Raw genomic sequence first — 19,910 nt, forward strand, 5'->3', positions numbered from 1 at the left:
AGGCTCAACCACCGACTTCTTAGAGAAATGAGAACCACCATGAGCAACGTTGCAGTGATCGGACTCGGAATCATGGGCCTCCCCATGGCCATCAACCTCGTCAAGGCCGGCCACACTGTCACCGGCTTCAACCGCAGCCAGGACAAGATCGACAAGCTCGTCTCCGAAGGCGGCAAGGGCGCCACCAGCATCGCGGACGCCGTGAAAGAGGCCGACGTCGTCATCACCATGGTGCCGGACTCCCCCGATGTTGAGGGCGTAGTTAGCGGCAAAGACGGCGTCTTCGCCAACGCCAAGAAGGGCACCCTCTGGATCGACGCTTCCAGCATCCGCCCCGACGTCGCCAAGCGCCTTTCCGAAGACGCAGTTGAAGCAGGCATCCGCCCGCTCGATGCTCCCGTTTCCGGTGGCGAGCAGGGTGCCATCGACGCCGTCCTCTCCATCATGGTGGGCGGCGAGAAGGAAGACTTCGACGCCGCACAGGACGTCCTCAACGCAGTGGGCAAAACCATCGTCCACGTTGGCCCGTCCGGCTCCGGCCAGACCGTCAAAGCTGCTAACCAGCTGATCGTGGCCGTCAACATCCAGGTCCTCGGCGAGGCAATCGCCTTCCTCGAGGCCTACGGCGTGGACACCGACGCAGCCCTCAAGGTCCTGGGCGGCGGCCTAGCCGGCTCCAAGGTCCTGGACCAGAAGGGCCAGAAGATGCTGGACCGCAACTTCGACCCCGGCTTCCGCCTGGCCCTCCACCACAAGGACCTCGGCATCGTCACCTCCGCAGCCCGCGAAGCCAACGTCACCGTCCCCCTCGGCGCCGTCGTCGCACAGCTCGTCGCCGCAACCGTCAACCAGGGCGACGGCGCACTGGACCACTCGGGACTCTTCAAGCAGACCCTACAGCTCAGCGGCCGCGAGTAAGAAAAAGCACCCCGGCCCTAGCCGCAACACCTTCATACGGGACACCCGCCGTCGTACATCACGACGGCGGCACCCTCACCACACGTAAAAACCCCCACCTTCCAGCCCCAGGGGCAGGCAGAACAGACTCCCAAGGAGTACACCATGACTAAGATGCGCACCGTTGACGCTGCCGTCGCCATATTGGAAAAGGAAGGCGCCATTGAGGCGTTCGGCCTGCCAGGCGCGGCAATCAACCCCTTCTACTCCGCCATGCGCAAGCATGGCGGCATCCGCCACACGCTGGCCCGCCACGTTGAAGGCGCCAGCCACATGGCTGACGGTTACAGCCGCGCGCAGGATGGCAACATCGGCATCTGCATCGGCACGTCCGGCCCCGCAGGCACGGACATGATCACCGGCCTGTACGCGGCGTGGGCGGATTCCATCCCCATGCTCTGCATCACCGGCCAGGCTCCCGTTGCCAAGCTGCACAAGGAAGACTTCCAGGCCGTGGACATCGAGTCCATCGCCAAGCCGGTCACCAAGATGGCCATGACCATCCTGGAGCCGGGCCAAGTTCCTGGTGCGTTCCAGAAGGCGTTCCAGCTGATGCGCTCAGGCCGCCCGGGCCCGGTGCTGCTGGACCTGCCCATCGACGTGCAGATGGCCGAGATCGAGTTCGACATCGAGACGTACGAGCCGTTGGCCGTGGAGAAGCCCAAGGCCAGCCGCAAGCAGCTGGAAAAGGCTTTGGACATGCTGACCGCAGCGAAGAAGCCGCTGATCGTGGCTGGTGGCGGCATCATCAACGCCGGCGCCTCCGCGCAGCTGGTTGAACTGGCCGAGCTGCTTAACGTTCCGGTCATCCCCACCCTGATGGGCTGGGGCGCCATCCCGGATGACCACCAGCTGATGGCCGGCATGGTGGGCCTGCAGACCAGCCACCGCTACGGCAACGAAACGTTCCTCGAGAGCGACTTCGTGATCGGCATCGGCAACCGCTGGGCCAACCGCCACACCGGCGGGCTGGACACCTACACGGCCGGCCGCAAGTTCGTTCACATCGACATTGAGCCCACCCAGATTGGCCGCGTGTTTTCGCCGGACCTGGGTATCGCGTCCGACGCCGGTGCAGCCCTGGACGGCTTGATCGAACTGGCCCGCGAGCGCAAAGCAAGCCTGCCGGACTACTCCGGTTGGGTTTCGGAGTGCACCGCCCGCAAGGGTTCCCTGCACCGCAAGACCAACTTCGACAACGTGCCCATCAAGCCGCAGCGCGTGTACCAGGAGATGAACAAGGCGTTCGGCCCGGACACCACCTACGTGTCCACCATCGGCCTGTCCCAGATCGCCGGCGCACAGATGCTGCACGTTTTCGGCCCCCGCAGGTGGATCAACGCCGGCCAGGCAGGGCCCTTGGGCTGGACGTCCCCGGCCGCGCTCGGCGTCGTTCGCGGCAAGCCGGGCGAGACCGTTGTTGCCCTCTCCGGTGACTACGACTTCCAGTTCATGATCGAGGAACTGGCCGTGGGTGCGCAGTTCAACCTGCCGTACATCCACGTGGTGGTGAACAACTCCTACCTGGGCCTGATCCGTCAGTCCCAGCGCGGCTTCGAGATGGAACAGAACGTCTCCCTGGCGTTCGAGAACATCAACAGCCCGGAGATGAACGGCTACGGCGTGGACCACGTCAAGGTCACCGAAGGTTTGGGCTGCAAGGCCATCCGCGTGGAAGACCCCGCCGACCTGCCTGCTGCGTTCGACAAGGCCAAGGCCCTGATGGGCGAGTTCAAGGTTCCTGTGGTGGTGGAAGTGATCCTGGAAAAGATCACCAACATCTCCATGGGCCTCGAAATCAACGGCGTGAACGAGTTCGAAGAGCTGGCCGAACGCGGCGAGGACGCCCCCACGGCGATCATCGCGCTGCAGGACTAGTAGAAGATTTCAAGGAGGTACGTCGAATGCGGATAGTCATAGCTCCGGACAAGTTCAAGGGTTCACTCTCCGCCCCGGACGTTGCCCGGCACCTCGAAGACGGGCTGCAGGCCGCCTGCGGCGGGTCCCTTGAAATAGTGGTTATTCCAGTAGCCGACGGCGGCGAGGGCACCATCGATGCCGCCGTCGGCTCAGGATTCACCCGCCGCAGCACCATGGCGGCAGGCCCGGACGGCAGCCCTGTCCGGGCCGAGTACGCGGTCCGCGGCCACGAGGCCGTCATCGAGATGGCTGCTGCCTCCGGATTGGACCGCCTCTCCCCTGACGTTTTGGTCAACGGAAACCCAGGTTCGACGGCGGCACTGACTTCCACGAGCCTGGGCACCGGGCAGCTGATCCGTTCAGCCCTGGACGCCGGCCGCCGGCACATCATCCTGGGCGTCGGCGGCAGTGCCAGCACCGACGGCGGTGCCGGACTCCTGCAGGGGCTTGGCGCCAGGTTCCTTGACGCCAACGGGAACGAGCTGCCCCTGGGCGGCGCAGCCCTGGCCCGTCTGGACAGCATAGATTTCAGCGGACTGGACATCCGCCTGGACGAGACCCGCTTTGTGCTGGCTTCGGACGTAGATAATTCCCTTCTGGGGGCAGAAGGCGCCGCTGCGGTGTTTGGCCCCCAGAAGGGTGCCAACCCTGAGGACGTCGCCGTCCTCGACGCGGCACTAAGCCGGTTCGTGGAAGTTCTCGCCGCTGAGTTCGGCGCGGCAGGCCCGGAAAACCGCGCCTTCCGCGCCGCCAACGCACCGGGAGCCGGGGCAGCCGGTGGTGTGGGCTTCGCCGCGATCGCCATGCTGGCCGCGGCCCGCAAACCCGGGATCGACGTCGTCCTTGAGTTCACTAAGCTGGCCGACAGGCTGGCGGGAGCGGACCTGGTGATCACCGGCGAAGGCAGCCTGGACGAACAGAGCCTGCTGGGTAAGACCCCCATGGGTGTGGCCCGCGCCGCACGGGCGGCCGGTGTTCCCGTCATCGCGGTGTGCGGGCGGACTACGCTCAGCCGTGAACAGCTGGAAGAATCCGGTTTCCGGAGCGTCCATGCGCTCACGGACCGGGAAAGCAATATAGAGATATGCATAGCCGAAGCAGGCAGGTTGCTTGAAGAATTAGGTCAACATATCGGCGTGAACCTGGTTGCGGCTGATCCGAAGGAGCCCCTTAATGTCTGACGAAGTTTTCGATCTGGTGATCCGTGGCCAGCGTATTCTCACCACGGCCGGCATCGCCCCACGCGAAGTGGGCGTCCGCAACGGCCGGATCGTGGCCCTGGAACCCCTGGGCAACGGCTTGGCGGGCACGGAAATCGTTGAGCTCGCAGACGACGAGACCCTGATCCCGGGCCTGGTGGACACCCACGTCCACGTCAACGAGCCTGGCCGCACCGAATGGGAAGGTTTCGCTTCGGCCACCCGCGCCGCGGCCGCCGGCGGCGTGACCACCATCATCGACATGCCGTTGAACTCCATTCCGCCCACCACTACCGTGGACGGGTTGAAGCTCAAGCGCGAGGTGGCGGAGGACCAGGCGTTCGTGGACGTCGGATTCTGGGGCGGTGCCGTGCCCGGCAACAAGGCGGACCTGCGTCCGCTGCATGACGAAGGCGTCTTCGGCTTCAAATGCTTCCTGCTGCACTCCGGCGTGGACGAGTTCCCGCACCTGGACGCGGATGAGATGGAAGAGGACATGCGTGAGCTGAAGTCCTTCGACTCCCTCATGATCGTCCACGCAGAGGACTCTCACGCGATTGACCGCGCCCCGCACCCGGGCGGTGACCAGTACGCCACCTTCCTTGCCTCCCGGCCCCGCGGTGCGGAGAACAAGGCAATCGCCGAGGTCATCGAACGGGCCCGCTGGACCGGTGCCCGCGCGCACATCCTGCACCTGTCGTCGTCGGACGCGTTGCCCATGATCGCCTCAGCAAAGCGCGACGGCGTGAACCTCACCGTGGAGACGTGCCCGCACTACCTCACGCTGATGGCAGAGGAAATCCCGGATGGTGCCACGGCCTACAAGTGCTGCCCGCCCATTCGCGAGGCCTCCAACCGTGAGTTGCTGTGGAAGGGCTTGGAGGACGGCACCATTGACTGCATCGTCTCTGACCACTCCCCCTCCACACTGGACCTTAAGGACCTCGAAAACGGCGACTTCGCCGTGGCCTGGGGCGGTGTCTCCTCGCTGCAGCTGGGCCTGTCGCTGATCTGGACTGAAGCCAGGCACCGCGGGATTTCGCTGGAACAGGTGGTTGCCTGGATGTCCGCGAAGCCCGCAGCCCTGGCCCGTCTCACCAACAAGGGCCAGCTGGCCCTGGGCTACGACGCCGACTTCGCGGTGTTCGCTGCCGACGACGCCTTTGTGGTGGATGTTTCCAAGCTCAAGCATAAGAACCCCATCACGCCCTACGACGGCAAGGCGCTCTCCGGCGTCGTCCGCCGCACCTACCTGCGCGGGGCCGTGGTGGACGGACAAACCGCCACCGGCAAGCTCCTTCGGCGCGGCGGAGTGTAGGGACGAATCATGCACGCGTTCTCGTATCGTGAGCAGGCAGCACGGCCTGCGCCGCCCCTCCTGGCAGCTGTCCCCACACCGGAACCCGCGGCGCCACGGCTTGAAAGCGAACGCCTGGAGCACGCCAGCACGGTGGCCGTGGACCTGTCCCGGGATGAAGTCCTGCTGGACGGCAAACGGGTGCCGCTGACCGACGTCGAAACCGTCATTGTGCGCTACCTGGTGCAGAATTGTTCGCGTATGGTGGAAAGGGAGGAGTTGCGCGCGCACCTGGAGTCGCTGCACTTTCCCGGCACCACTGTCCGGTCCATCGACGTGTACGTGGGCCGGATCCGCCGGAAGATCGGCAACGCCCGGCACGCGATCGCCACTGTTCGAGGGGTCGGCTACCAGTTTGTCCCCGGGCCCCGGGCCACCGTCCGCGGACCTGCGGAATACTCCATCTGAACCGATGCTTGTGCCTAGTGGCTGGCGCCGCGCCGGTACTACCTGCTTAGACCCCAAGGAGCAATCATGACCCCGTCTTCAAACGCCGGACTTACCGGTTCGGCCCTGAACTCACGGCTTCAAGCCGGCGCTACCGCACCGGATTTCACCCTTCCGGATGCCTCCGGCAAGCCCGTCTCGCTGTCCTCCTACCGGGGCAGGAACGTGATTGTGTACTTCTACCCGAAGGCCGCCACACCTGGCTGCACCACCGAGGCCTGCGATTTCCGCGACAATCTGGCCTCGCTGCAGGGCAAGGGCTATGAGGTGCTGGGCATCTCCCCCGACGCTCCTGAAGCCCTTGCCGGGTTCACTGGCGACAACGCGCTGAACTTTCCGTTGCTTTCGGACCAGGACCACGCCGTCGCTCTGGCTTACGGTGCGTGGGGTGAAAAGCTGATCAAGGGCGAGATCCGCGAGGGAGTTATCCGATCCACCGTGGTGCTCGACGGCGATGGCACCGTTAAGCTCGCGCAGTACCAGGTGAGCGCCGAGGGCCACGTGGCTGCGCTCCGTGAGGAACTGGGCCTCTAGCTTCCCAAGTAGGTAGCACTTGTTGCCCTTATAGCGGTTCATAAGGGCAACAAGTGCTACCTACTTTCTTTTAACGGGTGCGGAGGCCCCGAGGTGAGGCCCGGCGTCGGCCTCCCGTAGACTGGTGAGTGGAAAATTGGTGAGCCGGGAAGTCTGGTCGGCACAGTCCTTGTCGACCCCCAGAGTCAGGATTCCTTGATGACTAAGACCCCCTCCCCCAACCGTTCCACCGTTCTAGGCCGTGGCAGCTACTCAGAAGCACTGCGCATCAGCGCCATCCTCCGCAAGGAAACTGTGGGCGGAGCCCTGCTGGTTGCCGCCGCCGTCATCGCCATCATCTGGGCCAACTCGCCGTGGGCTGAGAACTACTTCGCCCTCCGCGACTTCAAAATCGGCTACGAACCGTGGCATTTGAACCTGAGCCTGGGAACCTGGGCAGCTGATGGCCTGCTGGCCATTTTCTTCTTCCTGGTGGGACTGGAGCTCAAGCGCGAGTTTGTGGCTGGCGACCTGCGGCAGTTCAGCAAATCCGTGGTTCCCATTGCAGCTGCCGCGGGCGGTGTGGCGGTTCCCGCGATCATCTATACCGTGATCAATCTGTCAGATCCGGACGCCATCCGTGGCTGGGCCGTTCCCACCGCCACGGATATCGCCTTCGCGGTGGCCGTACTGGCTATCATCGGCTCGCACCTGCCCAGCGCATTGCGGATCTTCCTGCTGACCCTGGCCGTCGTGGACGATCTGATCGCCATCCTCATCATCGCCATCTTCTACACCGATCACATCGAGCCCATTCCACTGTTGCTGGCCCTGATCCCCCTGGGAATCTACGCGTTCCTGGCTCAGAAACACCGCCGCTTCTTCGGTACCAACCTGCTGGCTCCCTGGCTGATCCTGCTCCCCTTGGGCATGGTCACCTGGGCACTGGTCCATGCTTCCGGTATCCACGCCACCGTGGCCGGTGTCCTGTTGGGCTTCGCCATTCCCGTTCTGCGATCCAAGGCCGCAGGCGGACCCGAGTCCGGGCCCGGCATGGCTGAGGTCTTTGAGCACCGTTTCCGCCCCATCTCCGCCGGCATCGCCGTACCGCTATTCGCCTTCTTTTCTGCAGGGGTGGCGGTAGGTGGTGGCGCCGGGCTGCTGACCGCGCTGACCGATCCCGTGGCCCTCGGCATTATCATCGCCTTGGTGGCCGGCAAACCGATCGGCATCATGGGCACCACCTGGTTGTTAACGAAGGCCACCCGCGCGCAGCTGGATAGTTCGCTGCGCTGGATCGACATCTTCGGAGTGGCGTTGCTGGCTGGCATCGGGTTCACTGTCTCCCTGCTGGTGGCGGAACTCAGCTTCGGTCATGGCACGGTTCAAGACGATCACGCCAAGGTGGGCATCCTGGCGGCGTCCGTGGTTGCCGCCCTGCTCGCTTCGATAGTGCTTATGGCCCGTAACCGGATCTACCGGCTGGCAGAGGCCGAGGAGCGGGTGGACGCGGACCAGGACGGCATCCCGGACGTCTATCAGAGAGATTCGCACAACCACTGACCGTCTTTCCGTCGGCACCGCGTAGTTCAGCGGACGGGATTCTGCGGAACAAGTGAATCGTGCAGCGGCCCGCCTATTACTACTGAGTAGGGGCCCGAACGCTCCATCAGGACGAAGGCTGCGATGGCTTGGGCGATCTTCTGCCCGCCATGGGAGGAGGGCTCAATCGGGTTCGCGTAGTCCGCGTCTTCGTTACAGATCAGCCGAAGGTCAATCAGGGGTGTTCCACGGGAAAACGCTGCCCTGGTGATGGAATCGTTGAAAAGGGACAGTGCAGCTTTGATGACCTTCTGGCCAGGTTCTGAGGCCGGGGTGTCGTAGATGGTGCACACGGCCGCAGGCAGGTTCAGTGCCAGTACGCCGGCCAGCATGCTCCGGTAGTCTGCATCGAACCTGTTCCTCGCCTTGCCCAGCAAAAGCAGGGCCTCGGCTACGGCTCCCGCGTGCTCCTGCAATAAGGGCGCATAGCCGAGGGCGTCGTTTCCTCCCGCGCTCACCACCAGATGGGTCGCGTCAACGGGGAGGCTTTTGAGCTGGCGGGCAACCCCGGCGATAACGTCGCCATCCACTGCCAAGAGCGAGCATTTCCAGCCCGGCAGCGCCTGCCGCAGTTGGCGGATAACGTCCGGGCCACCGCCCACGTAGGCTCCGTTGTCGAAGATGGAATCGCCCAGCAGGACTACATGGCCTGTATCGCGGGCCCCGTTCGGTGCAGCATCCATGGGGCTATGGTGCACCGTCCGAAGGGCCATCCGCCACCCCCGGAAACCTGGAGGAGACGCCCGTAGACGGGGTTTTAGAGGGAACATAACCGCCGTCGGCATTGTTATGCAGGGTAATGATGACTCTTCAGGAAATGGACCTGACCACCGTCTCCCCCACCCGCTTATGGATCCCCAAACACGTGATGATCACGCGGGCCGCAGCAGACCTGCCGCACACTGCGGAAATCATCCGGCGGTGCGAACGTGCCGGCGTCGAGGACATCCGGGTCATGCCTGGCAATGCCCTGACTGGCCTGCGTGGCTCCACTGAGCGCGAGACCTACGCGGCAGCAAAGAACACCCTTGCCGTGGTGGTGGCCCCACCGAGCGCCCTTAAGCCGCAGCCCATCCCGCCCAGCGCCGACTGGCGGATCGACCTTGCCAGGGGTTGCCCTGCCCACTGCCAGTACTGCTACCTGGCCGGCTCCTTGCAGGGGCCCCCGGTAACCCGCGTCTATGCCAATATTGACGACGTCCTGGGCGGGATAGGCACGCATGCCGGCAGGGGCTCCGTCACCAGCGGCACTATTGAGCGCGGTCACGAGGGCACCACGTTCGAGCTGTCCTGCTACACGGACCCCTTGGGCATCGAAAGCGTGACGGGTTCCCTTGCTGCCGCTATCTCCCGGGTCGGGGCAGGAGAGTTCGGCACCGATGTGCAGTTGCGGTTCACCACCAAGTTCGACGACGTCGCGGAGCTGGTGACGCTCGATCACCAGCGCAGGACCCGGGTCCGGTTTTCCGTTAACGCCGCAGAGGTCGCCAACCGGTTCGAGGGCGGGACCGCGCGGATGCCCGCTCGGCTTGCGGCTCTCCGCTCCATGGCCGAAGCCGGCTACCGGGTGGGCCTGACCATCGCCCCCGTCATGCCCATACCTGGCTGGGAGGAGCAGTATGGTGCCCTGCTGGACGACGTTGCCGGGGCGGTTGCCGGCGTCAAGGACCTCGATCTCACGGCCGAGATCATCACCCACCGGTTCACCCCTGCCAGCAAGGAGGTGCTGCTGGGCTGGTACCCGAAGACAAAGCTTGAGATGGACGAGGATGCACGGAGCAAGAAGCGGTCCAAGTTCGGCGGCGTGAAGTACGTCTACCCGAAGCAGACCATGGCCGGGATGCGCGAGTGGTTCACCCAGGAGCTGGAGCGCCGCGTGCCGGCTGCCCGGTTGCTCTACTGGACCTGATCCTTGCACTCCTGGACTTGCTGACCTTGCGCCCGACTCCCGCCCCGGAGTAGGCGGGATTCCGCAAGGGGGTTGCCAGCGCCAAAGCTGAGGGACAAACTGCGGGTAGGTAGTCTTTGGCAGCACGAAGTCCTGAACGGAGATCCTGCATGTTTCGTCCCGATGTCGCCGACCGGATCCACCTGATCGAACATGCCGATGTGAACTGCTACATCGTGCAGGACGGGGCGGACGTACTGCTGGTGGACGCGGGTTTGCCCAGCATGTGGAAACTGGTGGTCAGCGCGCTGCGGGAACTCGGACGCTCGCCCCGCGATATTTCCGCGCTTGTCCTGACCCACGGACACTTCGACCATGTGGGATTCGCTGCCAAACTGCAGCATGACCTGGACGTGCCCGTGTTCGTCCATCCGGCGGATGCGTACATCTCCAGCCACCCTTACAGGTACAAGCACGAAAAGAACCGCCTGCTGTATCCCGTCAGGTACCCGCGCTGCGTCCCGATCCTCACCCGGATGGCCCTGGCCGGGGCCCTGAACGTCAAGGGAGTGGGAAATGTGCGCACGCTCGATGCCGAATCCGCCCGGGCTCTTCCTGGGCACCCTGAACTGCTGCACACCCCCGGCCACACTGATGGGCACTGCGCCCTGCACTTCGGCGACCGTGGCACAGTGCTCACCGGAGACGCGCTGGTCACCCTTGACCCCTACACAGGAGCACGCGGCCCGCAGATAGTATCGGCTGCCGCGACGGCCAACACCCGCAAGGCACTGGAGTCCCTTGGCATGCTCGCCGCCACGGGCGCCGAAACCGCGCTGCCGGGCCACGGCCTGCCCTACTACGGCAGCATCGCAACAGCTGTGGAGGAGGCCCGGCAAAGCGGGGCGACGTGAGCTGCTCCGTAGTGCTCAGCGGGACACTATTGGCTAACGCTTCTGCCGTTCCCTCAGGCCCGCCTGGCTGAACGGCATCTAATGCGACTATACACTCGGTGTATAGTCGCAGGTGTGAACAACTCACTCGCCCTCCTGGGCCTGCTCCACCAGCAACCCAGCTACGGCTATGACCTCAAGCATTCCTACGACCGCTACTTCGGTACCGGGAAGGCCCTGGCGTTTGGGCAGGTCTACGCCACACTCGCGCGGATGGCCCGGGACGAGTTCATCCTGGCGCTGGGCGATGAAACTGGCGGCGGGCCGGACCGGAAGAAATACCAGATCACCCCCACCGGGCAGGAACGGGTCCGTGACTGGCTGTTTACTCCTGACGTTCCCTCCGAGACCCTGCAAAGCAACCTTTTCGCCAAGACCGTCATCGCCCTCCTCATCGATGACGACGCCGCCAGGCTCCTGGACGTCCAGCGGGCCGAACACATGTCCCGGATGCGCGCACTGACCAAACTCAAGCAGGGCGCGGACCTTCTGCAGGTCCTCATCTGCGACCACGGGCTGTTCCACATCGAAGCGGACCTCCGCTGGATCGATCTCACCGGCGCAAGGCTGGCCCAACTCAAGAAGGAGCTGCACGACGCATGAGCGCACACCCGGAAACCGCACCCATCCTCACGGCCCGCGGACTGCAGCACAGCTTCGGCGCCACAGAGGCCCTGCGGGGCGTCGACGTCGATGTGCACCGGGGCGAGGTCTTGGCCGTGATGGGCCCGTCAGGTTCCGGAAAGTCGACCCTGCTGCACTGCCTTGCGGGCGTCATTACCCCCGACGGCGGCACCGTCACCTACCAGCCGGATTCCGCCGTCGGGCAGGCCGTCACCATCAGCGCGCTGAACGAGGCCGGGCGCGCCCGCCTCCGCCTCACCGATTTCGGTTTCGTCTTCCAGTTCGGGCAGCTGCTTCCCGAACTCACCGCTCTGGATAACGTCAGCATCCCGCTGCTGCTGAATGGGATCAGGCGGCGGGAGGCGCTGAACCGTTCAGCAGAAGTCCTGGCGCGGCTGGGCCTGCAGGACAACGGATCCAGGCATCCGGCAGAACTCTCCGGCGGACAGGCGCAGCGGGTGGCCGTGGCCCGCGCCCTGGTTGCTGCCCCCAAGGTGCTGTTCGCCGACGAACCCACCGGGTCCCTCGATTCCCTGGCCGCGGAGAATGTGCTGACCCAGATGCTGGCGCTGGTGCGCGAGGCTGGAACCACCCTGGTGATGATCACGCACGATCCCCGTACGGCGGCGTACGCGGACCGCGAGATTGTAGTGCGCGACGGCGCGGTGGCCGCCGGTTACCAGGTCGCCTTATGAACATCACCATCCTCCGGCTGGCCCTTGCCGGAAGCCGCTCGGCCGTGGGCCGGCTCGCAGGGATCATGGCCGGAGTAACGGCCGGAGTCTGCCTTCTCCTTCTGCTGTGGGGCGCCGCTGAAGGCCTCGCGCAGCGTGACAGCCGTGGCGCCTGGCTCCGCGAAACGGGCGTCTCTGCATACGAGCCTCCCGCAAACGGAGATCCGCACGCTGTCGCCGTCCCCATCCCGCTGGGCCCGGACGCCATCCTGGTTGCCAAGCCAAGCGAGCATTTCCGGAACAATGTCATCAATCGGCTGGATGTGGCGTCCTTGCCGGACACCTCTGTGCGAATCCCCGGGGTTCCGACTGCGCCGAAGCCGGGTAAATATTACGCGTCCCCTGCCCTGCAGGAGCTCATGGAACAATCGCCGGCCAGCCAGTTGGCCGACCGCTTTGGGTCCTTTGCCGGGACCATCGGCAACGAGGCATTACCCGGTCCGGATTCCCTGATCGTTGTCACGGGGGCCACCGAAGCCGAGGTCCGCAGCAGTATCAGCGGCGCCGGCATGGTCTCCGAATTCACCACCAACCCCTACGGCGACAGTGCCCTCGCCTACCGCACCGCGTTCCTGCTCGGCGGGCTGGCTGTCCTCTTTCCGATCCTGCTGCTGATCAGCATCGTCAGCAACTTAGGCGCGGCGCAGCGTCGGGAGCGTTTCGCCACCCTGCGGCTGATAGGCGCGACACCGGGAACTGCGGCCCGCATTTCGGCTGCGGAGGCGGCCGTCCCCAGCCTGGCCGGCGCACTGCTCGGCATTGCCCTGTCAGTTCTGGTGCGGCCGCTGGCGGCACAGATCCCGGTCAACGGCACCCGCGTTTTTGTGGACGATCTGGCCACCGGCTGGACAGCCGCTGCCGTGGTGGCTGCCGCCGTCGTGCTCTGTTCCATGCTGGCGGCCGGGCACCGGACGCTGACCTCTGGAACGGGACCGCTTGGGGTTAGCCGGGCCATGCCCGAGCAGATGCCGACGGCCCGGCGCGCGCTTCCGCTGCTGGCGGGATTCCTGTGCCTGGGCACCCTGGTGGCTGCCACCGGGGTGCCGGAACTGCGGTCGCCGTGGTGGGAGATCCCCATGATGTTCGGCGGTTTTGTGCTGATCATGGCCGGGCTGGTGGTCATTGGTCCCTGGCTCACACTGCTGGTCAGCCGGGTAGGCCTGCGGTTCGCCCGGAGCGCCCCCGCAGTCATCGCCGCCAGCCGCATCATGGCCACTCCCACGGCAACATTCCGGTCCGTAGCCGGGCTGGTGATTGCTGTTTTTCTGGTGTCCATTTTAGCCGGTGGTTCCAGCGCAATCACTACTGCAGGAGCCCCCGCCGCTGCACCCGGGGTGCTTCAGCCCGCCAGCGTCCGCGCCTTCGTTGATCCTTCTGCCGATGCCGGTACCGTGGCTGCCTTCGCCGCAACAGTGGACGCCACACCGGGACTCCATGCCACCGTTGCCTACGCGAGCGGCGGTTACGGCACCGGTGAAAGCGGGGAACAGATCTATGTTGACGCCGCCGAGGCCGTGTGGCTGGGGGTCGGGGAAGTGCCCGACGGCGGAACTGCCGTTCTTGATGGCCGTTTCCTGAACGGCTGGAACCGGGAGCCCGTGGTTGCCTCCGCCTCGCCGGTTGCGTTGGCGGGGAAGACGCCGTTCGCGGTCATTGTCCATACCGACGGCGCCCCGGACTCCGTGGACCGGGCAAGGACCCTGCTCGCGACTTCCGGGGTGGCGGCCTCGCCGGCCATGTCTCCCCTTGACGATGTCGCGACCGGCAGCACCCGCCTGGTGGCGGGCCTGTCAGCCCTGGCCTATCTGGGCATGTTCGTGGCCGTTTCGATTTCCGCGATCTCGCTGGCTGTGGCAACAGCGTCCGCCATGCTGGACCGCAAACGGGTCCTCGGCCTGATGCGGTTGATGGGTATGCCCGCCTCCAGCCTGCGCGGGATCGTCACCAGGGAGGCTGCGGTTCCGCTCCTTACAGTGCTGCTCCTCGCCGTGGGGCTTGGTTTCCTGGTGGCCTGGATCATGGTGTCCTCGCTGGGACCTGCCTACAAAATGGACTGGCCGGGTGCGGAGTACTTCGTTGCCCTGGGGCTAAGCCTGGGCATCGGGTTCACTGCGCTGGTCAGCACCTTCGGGCTGTTGAGGACCAATACCGGAATGGCCGTCACCCGCTTTGAGTAGCCTAACTAGCTCGCGAGGTAGGGCGGCTACAGCAACCAGTCGAAGAGCTGGAGCTCCACGGCAGCCGACCGGGCCAGCAGGAAGCCCAGGATGCCGACGATCCAGGCGGTGGTTTCTGCCGCGTTACGTTCCATCCAGCCGCTGATCCTGGCCAGGCCCCGCTCAATCCACTTGCTCATCAGGGACCGGGCAAGGAGCAGTACCAGCGCCGGCAACACCATCACGACGCAGTAGCCCACCAGCACCAGAAGTCCGGATCCGCCAGTGAAGTCCGAAGTGGACAGCAGCCCGATCGCCATCAGGTACGGCAGCATGGAGGCGGCCTCGACACCTGCCGCGGTGACGCCCAGGGCCATCAGGGACCGGATACCTCCCTGTCCGTCCGCGGACCCGGCGTCACTCACAGCGCGCTGCCGCCACCGGGCGAGCCGGCCGGGACCGCGCCGTTGGGTACGTTTTCCGCCAATGAAGAACGAACCAATCAACAGCCCCGCCCCGGCGATGAGCTGCGCCCAGAGAAACGGTGCGGTGGAAGCAAAGGCCGCGATTTCCGGCAGCCAGGCGGTGGCTACGGTCAGCAACAGCGCTCCCAGCAGCAGGTAGAAAACCGCCACGGTCAGCAGGTAGATGAGGACCCGGCTGTACCTCAGCCGGCCCGGCACCAGCATGAGCCAGACCGGGATAAGTAAGGTACCAAAGCTCGTTGAGTCGATGAGCGCCAACACTGCCAGCACTCCCAGCAGCACAAAGCCGGCTAGCGGTTCCGTCCCCATGAGATCCAGATTCACGAACACACCCTGTCACACTGCTACGGCGGGCGCCTCGCTCTATAGGCGTATTTTGGGCCGCTTCAGGCAGGATAAGCAGGTACATAAGGCGTCGATGCATTTACCAGGGGCATGCACCGTGTGGCCTTTTCTGTAGACGACATCGATAAGGCCCTCGAAGTAGCTGCAAAGCATGGCTGCCACCCGCTGCGGGGTGTGGCCACCTATGAGGACGTCTACAAACTCACCTATCTCCGGGGCCCCAGCGGAATTCTCTTGATGCTCGCCCAGGAGCTGAAGAAAGACTGATGGCGACCGGCCTATGGCGGCTTCCTGGAGTCGCGTGCGGGCAAACTTCAGCCGACGGTTCACCTGTTCCATGGAACGGATGGGGCGGCGCACTCGAACTTTGTACACCAGGCGAAGTAGCAGGACGCGATCTCGAGCGTGTGCGGGGAGGGCCGAGAGCGGGTTGTTCGAGTTCACCGGGTACGTCCCGGTGTAATCGTCCTTTCTTTGGAAACCGCAGGAATCATAGACAACGTTGTCAGGACTGACCGGTCCGTGTCAACAACGTGATTCCAAAAGAGTATTCATTACTTTCCCTCGAGCTACCGCTTTCGTTGCCGGCTGACAGGCAACCTGCTGCATAGAACCGTCCCAACTTTGGAGGGCAACGAAGGTGGCAGCAGCCAAAAGCCTTCACCTATCCACCAGGTGTAATCTCCATGGTTCCGAGGTTTTCATGGACTTTTGACAACGAAATTCACGGATGGCACGCGCGTCCGTACGCAAGTGCACGCGCGTCCGTGCGCAAGTGTAAGCGCTTGCACTGAACGCATTCCAAACGTCCCGTTAACCAGTTTTTTTCTTTGCGGGGCGTCCATGGTTGTGCTTATCGTAGGTCGCGGCGTTAGCGATCAGCTTTCTGCTTCTCGGTCCGGCCCTACCCAGGTCAGGGCCATCCCCTTACGAAGGCGTGCTTGATCACGCCTCTCGTGGTCGGGTCGCTGCAGTAGCGGGAAAGGGCATTAGCCCGTCTTCCACGAAACTCCGCGAGAAGAGCAAAAAAATGCACAAGCACCCCCAATCATCATCGTTGCGGTGGCGGACAGCCGCCGCTGCACTAACGGCGGCCCTGGCAGCTTCGGCCTTCCTGGCCGTTCCTTCGGCCCAGGCTAATGAGCCTGCCGACGAGCCCACCGTCACACAAATGCCCGCTCCGACTCCTGGCTTCCCCCTCCCCACCGAACATTCGCAGCAGGCGTATGACCCCGCATCGGACTTCACCGCAAAGTGGACCCGGGCAGATGCGAAGCAGATTATGGCCCAGAGTGACCCCACAGTGGCACCCGGGCAGAATTCCATGAGCCCGGACGTCACCATGCCGGAGATCCCGGAGTCCTTTGAAGCCATGAACGAGGACGTCTGGGTCTGGGACACCTGGTCCCTGACGGACGAGCACGCTAACCAGATCAGTTACAAAGGCTGGGACGTTATCTTCTCCCTCGTAGCGGACCGGCACGCCGGCTATGGCTTTGACCAGCGTCACTGGAACGCCCGGATCGGCTACTTCTTCCGCAAGACCAACGCCGACCCCGCCAAAGACAAGTGGAATTACGGCGGGCACCTCTTCGTCGACGGAACCTCCATCGGCAACACGGAATGGTCCGGTTCCACTCGGCTCATGCAGGGTAACCAGGTGAACGTCTTCTACACCGCCACCACGTTTTACGACGTTGCCGAGCGCAACGCCGGGCGCGGAGGCATTGCACCGGACGCGGCCATTGCCAAGGCCCTGGGCAATATCCATGCAAACAAGGATGGCGTGACGTTCGACGGCTTCCAGCACACGAAGCTTCTTGAGCCGGATGGAAAGCTGTACCAGACGAAGGAACAGAACGCGGGTTTCGCGTTCCGTGACCCCTTCACGTTTGCCGACCCTGCGCACCCGGGAAAGACCTTCATGGTGTTCGAGGGCAACACAGCAGAGCAGCGCGGCGCTTACCGCTGCACCGAGGAAGACCTGGGCTACCGTGCGGGCGATGCCAACGCTGAATCTGTCGAAGCAGTCAACAACACCGGCGCTTATTTCCAGACCGGCAACGTGGGCCTTGCTGTAGCGGAGAACAAGGACCTGACCAAGTGGACGTTCCTGCCACCGATCCTGTCGGCCAACTGCGTGAACGACCAGACGGAGCGCCCGCAGATCTTCATCCAGAACGAAGACGGCAAGAACAAGTACTACCTGTACACGATCAGCCACCAGTTCACGTACGCTGCCGGCCTGCGCGGACCTGACGGCGTGTACGGCTTCGTTGGCGACGGTATCCGGTCGGACTACCAGCCGGTGAACAACAGCGGTCTGGCCCTCGGCTCGCCGACGGACCTGAACCTGCCTTCAGAGTCGCCGGAGGCTCCCACTCCGAATCAGAATGGCCGCCAGTTCCAGGCGTACTCGCACTACGTGCAGCCGGGCGGACTCGTCCAGTCCTTCATTGACAACGTCAATGGCGTACGGGGCGGCTCCCTGGCTCCGACCGTGAAGATCAACTTCAAAGCCGGCGTTACACAGGTTGACCGCAGCTTCGGGACCGACGGCCTCGGTCCGTTCGGCTACCTGCCCACCAACATCAACGTTGGCGGAAACGGACACTACAAATAAGTAACAACAAGGAAGTGAGTTCCTCGGCACTTTCTTGACAGCCAGCGACTTCAAGGTAGCAACCGGCTGAAAAGCACGGAGCGGGGCGCCTACTGCCGGCGTCCCGCTCTGCTGCCTGAGGAGCACGCAACGTACGACCGAACATTTTTGAGGCCAGCATGTCGCAGACAAAGGATTCGCAAACGAATAAAACGAGGCCGGTCGTATGGGCGGTGGCTACGATTGTTGTCCTGTTGGTTGCATTGCTGGTCATCGTCCCCCGGGAGAAGGTGTCGGCCCCCCCAATACAGGCGGAGAAAGCTCTCGACGTCGTAGCGGCCGCGCAAGCAGCGTCCAAGAATTCCACGGGAAACTATGGAACCTATTGGCTGACCGGAGGGGACTCCACCCTTGCCGCGACACAGCCCTTAGAGACTGCCGGGCTGTCCGATCTAAGGACCATCAGCTGTGAGGACGGGTGGATTGCCGCCGCCCGAATAGACAGCGACATCTACCTGCGGTCCAGCATGGATGAAGCTGCCCAACAGGTGGGGCATACGGACGTGGACCGACCGGGCTGTATCACTGGGGAGGCGATGGACGCCATGCTTGCCGACCTTGGCCTGCAAGAACCCGGACCCGCACCAGGAGGGTCTAAATCCCGAAATCCGGAATCCTCCCTGTACCGGCCGAGCTACCACATCACCCCCGAACAGAACTGGATGAACGATCCCCAGCGCCCCTTTTTCGTCAACGGATTATGGCACTACTACTACCTGTACAACTCCGACTACCCCGAGGGTAACGGCACGGAGTGGCGCCACCTGACCAGCGCAGACCTCCTCAACTGGACGGACGAAGGTGTCGCCATTGAAAAATACAAAAACGGGCTGGGTGACATTGAAACCGGAAGCGCAGTGGTCGATCACAACAACACCGCCGGTTTTGGGCACGGAGCGGTGGTTTCGGTCCTGACCCAGCAGCACGAGGGCGTCCAACGGCAATCACTTTTCTACTCGACGGACGGCGGATACACCTTCAGTTCCTTTGACGGTAATCCCGTCATGGACAACCCCGGGGCAGAGCACTGGCGAGACCCAAAAATAATCCGGGACGAGGACCATAACCAATGGGTCATGATCCTCGCCGAAGGCCACAAGCTCGGTCTTTACACCTCGTCGGACCTCAAAGAGTGGCGGTACGTATCCGGGTTCGAACGAGCCGACCTCGGAATTCTGGAATGCCCCGACCTTTTCCAGCTGGACCTCGACGGTGACCCGGCCAAAAGAGCCTGGGTTGTGGCAGCAAGTGCCAACGGTACAAGCGAAGGAAGAACCACCGGCGTTGCTTACTGGACTGGTACCTGGGACGGAACCCGCTTTACCCCCGCTGACGACAAACACCAGTGGCTGGACGCCGGATCCGACTTCTACGCCGCCGTTACCTGGGAGGACCCGCGGCTCACGGACGGCCAGAATAAGCAGTCACGTCAAGCAATCGGCTGGATGAACAACTGGGACTATGCCCGCAACCTGCCGACCCATGATTGGCATGGGGGCATGAACACCATAGTCCGCGACCTGGAACTGAAAACCGTCCAGGATCGCCCGACCCTGGTGTCCTCCCCCACCAAAACCCTGGCCTCGCTTGAAGGCACGGCAGTATCGTCAGGGCAACAGGAGATCACAACGGACGGCACCGCCGTCCTGCCAGCCATCAACGGCGGGGCATACCGGCTGGACATCACAGTTAAACGCTCCGAAGACCACGACGGGACCGGGGCGCAGCTGCAACTGGCCAGCGACGGGGCAATCTTTGCAACGATCGGCTACAGCTTCGAAGAACAGGCCGCCTACCTCACCCGGGAACAGCCCCCCAACACCGGGCTGGGACCGCTCTTCACCGAGCCGCGTACCGCAGCCGCCCCGGATAACAGCGCGGTTGTCGACCTGACCATATTCGTTGACCACTCCTCAATCGAGGTCTTCGTCAACGACGGCGAACAAACGCTCACATCGCTCGTCTTTCCTCGCTCACAACAACAGGCAGCCACGCTGTCGTCAGTGGGGGGAACGCTTGCACTGGAAAATTTCACCTTCACGCCCTTATCGTCCACACACTGACCCCT

General features: G+C 63.8%; 15 protein-coding genes and 2 pseudogenes. 15 read left to right on the top strand and 2 right to left on the bottom strand.

The annotated features are described in order from the left end of the window. The first annotated feature begins 39 nt into the window (after nucleotides 1–39). The 7 genes and pseudogenes from AC50X5_RS08870 (at nucleotide 40) to nhaA (ending at nucleotide 7,956) form a co-directional block, all read left to right on the top strand. Nucleotides 40–918: a 2-hydroxy-3-oxopropionate reductase gene (locus AC50X5_RS08870; RefSeq protein ID WP_494975721.1), complete on the top strand. Its 879-nt coding sequence runs from the start codon at nucleotides 40–42 to the stop codon at nucleotides 916–918. 144 nt (nucleotides 919–1,062) lie between these two features. Beyond that, nucleotides 1,063–2,835: a glyoxylate carboligase gene (gene gcl / locus AC50X5_RS08875; protein WP_494975722.1), complete on the top strand. Its 1,773-nt coding sequence runs from the start codon at nucleotides 1,063–1,065 to the stop codon at nucleotides 2,833–2,835. A gap of 26 nt (nucleotides 2,836–2,861) precedes the next feature. Continuing rightward, on the top strand, nucleotides 2,862–4,058 hold the full coding sequence (locus AC50X5_RS08880; RefSeq protein ID WP_494975723.1) for a glycerate kinase: 1,197 nt from the start codon (nucleotides 2,862–2,864) through the stop codon (nucleotides 4,056–4,058). Further along, nucleotides 4,051–5,394 (top strand): allantoinase AllB, encoded by a 1,344-nt coding sequence (gene allB / locus AC50X5_RS08885; protein WP_494975724.1) that lies wholly within the window; start codon nucleotides 4,051–4,053, stop codon nucleotides 5,392–5,394. Before AC50X5_RS08880 ends, allB begins: the two co-directional genes overlap by 8 nt. Before the next feature lie 126 nt (nucleotides 5,395–5,520). Then, nucleotides 5,521–5,841: pseudogene (locus AC50X5_RS08890) on the top strand (winged helix-turn-helix domain-containing protein); the annotation flags it as partial. Nucleotides 5,842–5,907: 66 nt separating this feature from the next. Next, nucleotides 5,908–6,414 carry a thioredoxin-dependent thiol peroxidase gene (bcp, locus tag AC50X5_RS08895; RefSeq protein WP_494975725.1) on the top strand — a complete coding sequence of 169 codons (507 nt, stop codon included), beginning with the start codon at nucleotides 5,908–5,910 and terminating at the stop codon, nucleotides 6,412–6,414. Nucleotides 6,415–6,612: 198 nt separating this feature from the next. Beyond that, complete coding sequence (gene nhaA / locus AC50X5_RS08900) at nucleotides 6,613–7,956, top strand: Na+/H+ antiporter NhaA (protein WP_494975726.1); 1,344 nt, start codon at nucleotides 6,613–6,615, stop codon at nucleotides 7,954–7,956. Nucleotides 7,957–7,982: 26 nt separating this feature from the next. Here the strand turns inward: nhaA and AC50X5_RS08905 are convergent, their stop codons facing one another. Then, on the bottom strand, nucleotides 7,983–8,678 hold the full coding sequence (locus AC50X5_RS08905; protein ID WP_494975727.1) for an SGNH/GDSL hydrolase family protein: 696 nt from the start codon (nucleotides 8,676–8,678) through the stop codon (nucleotides 7,983–7,985). A 119-nt stretch (nucleotides 8,679–8,797) separates the two neighbouring features. On the opposite strand from AC50X5_RS08905, the gene AC50X5_RS08910 reads away from it, so the two are divergent. The 5 genes from AC50X5_RS08910 (at nucleotide 8,798) to AC50X5_RS08930 (ending at nucleotide 14,371) form a co-directional block, all read left to right on the top strand. Beyond that, the gene (locus AC50X5_RS08910) at nucleotides 8,798–9,904 is read left to right on the top strand and encodes a spore photoproduct lyase family protein (protein WP_494975728.1); all 1,107 of its coding nucleotides are present in this window, start codon (nucleotides 8,798–8,800) and stop codon (nucleotides 9,902–9,904) included. Between the two features lie 149 nt (nucleotides 9,905–10,053). Then, on the top strand, nucleotides 10,054–10,797 hold the full coding sequence (locus AC50X5_RS08915; protein ID WP_494975729.1) for an MBL fold metallo-hydrolase: 744 nt from the start codon (nucleotides 10,054–10,056) through the stop codon (nucleotides 10,795–10,797). A gap of 114 nt (nucleotides 10,798–10,911) precedes the next feature. Then, the gene (locus AC50X5_RS08920; protein WP_493983475.1) at nucleotides 10,912–11,439 is read left to right on the top strand and encodes a PadR family transcriptional regulator; all 528 of its coding nucleotides are present in this window, start codon (nucleotides 10,912–10,914) and stop codon (nucleotides 11,437–11,439) included. After that, nucleotides 11,436–12,155 (top strand): ABC transporter ATP-binding protein, encoded by a 720-nt coding sequence (locus AC50X5_RS08925; protein WP_494975730.1) that lies wholly within the window; start codon nucleotides 11,436–11,438, stop codon nucleotides 12,153–12,155. Before AC50X5_RS08920 ends, AC50X5_RS08925 begins: the two co-directional genes overlap by 4 nt. Further along, nucleotides 12,152–14,371, top strand: a complete 2,220-nt coding sequence (locus AC50X5_RS08930; protein WP_494975731.1) for an ABC transporter permease — start codon at nucleotides 12,152–12,154, stop codon at nucleotides 14,369–14,371. The genes AC50X5_RS08925 and AC50X5_RS08930 overlap by 4 nt, the downstream gene beginning before the upstream one ends. A 26-nt stretch (nucleotides 14,372–14,397) precedes the next feature. Here the strand turns inward: AC50X5_RS08930 and AC50X5_RS08935 are convergent, their stop codons facing one another. Further along, a complete protein-coding gene (locus AC50X5_RS08935) occupies nucleotides 14,398–15,159 on the bottom strand; it encodes a GAP family protein (protein WP_494975732.1) in 762 nt (253 codons plus the stop codon). A 108-nt stretch (nucleotides 15,160–15,267) separates the two neighbouring features. Here AC50X5_RS08935 and AC50X5_RS08940 point away from each other — a divergent pair. From AC50X5_RS08940 to AC50X5_RS08950, 3 genes and pseudogenes are all read left to right on the top strand, one after another. Continuing rightward, nucleotides 15,268–15,447 (top strand): annotated as a pseudogene (locus AC50X5_RS08940) (VOC family protein); the annotation flags it as partial. A 763-nt stretch (nucleotides 15,448–16,210) separates the two neighbouring features. Beyond that, nucleotides 16,211–17,803, top strand: a complete 1,593-nt coding sequence (locus AC50X5_RS08945; protein WP_494975733.1) for a glycoside hydrolase family 68 protein — start codon at nucleotides 16,211–16,213, stop codon at nucleotides 17,801–17,803. A gap of 212 nt (nucleotides 17,804–18,015) precedes the next feature. Next, complete coding sequence (locus AC50X5_RS08950; RefSeq protein WP_494975734.1) at nucleotides 18,016–19,905, top strand: glycoside hydrolase family 32 protein; 1,890 nt, start codon at nucleotides 18,016–18,018, stop codon at nucleotides 19,903–19,905. The last annotated feature ends 5 nt before the right edge of the window (nucleotides 19,906–19,910 follow it).

Source organism: Pseudarthrobacter sp. MDT1-40-2 (assembly GCF_059383595.1).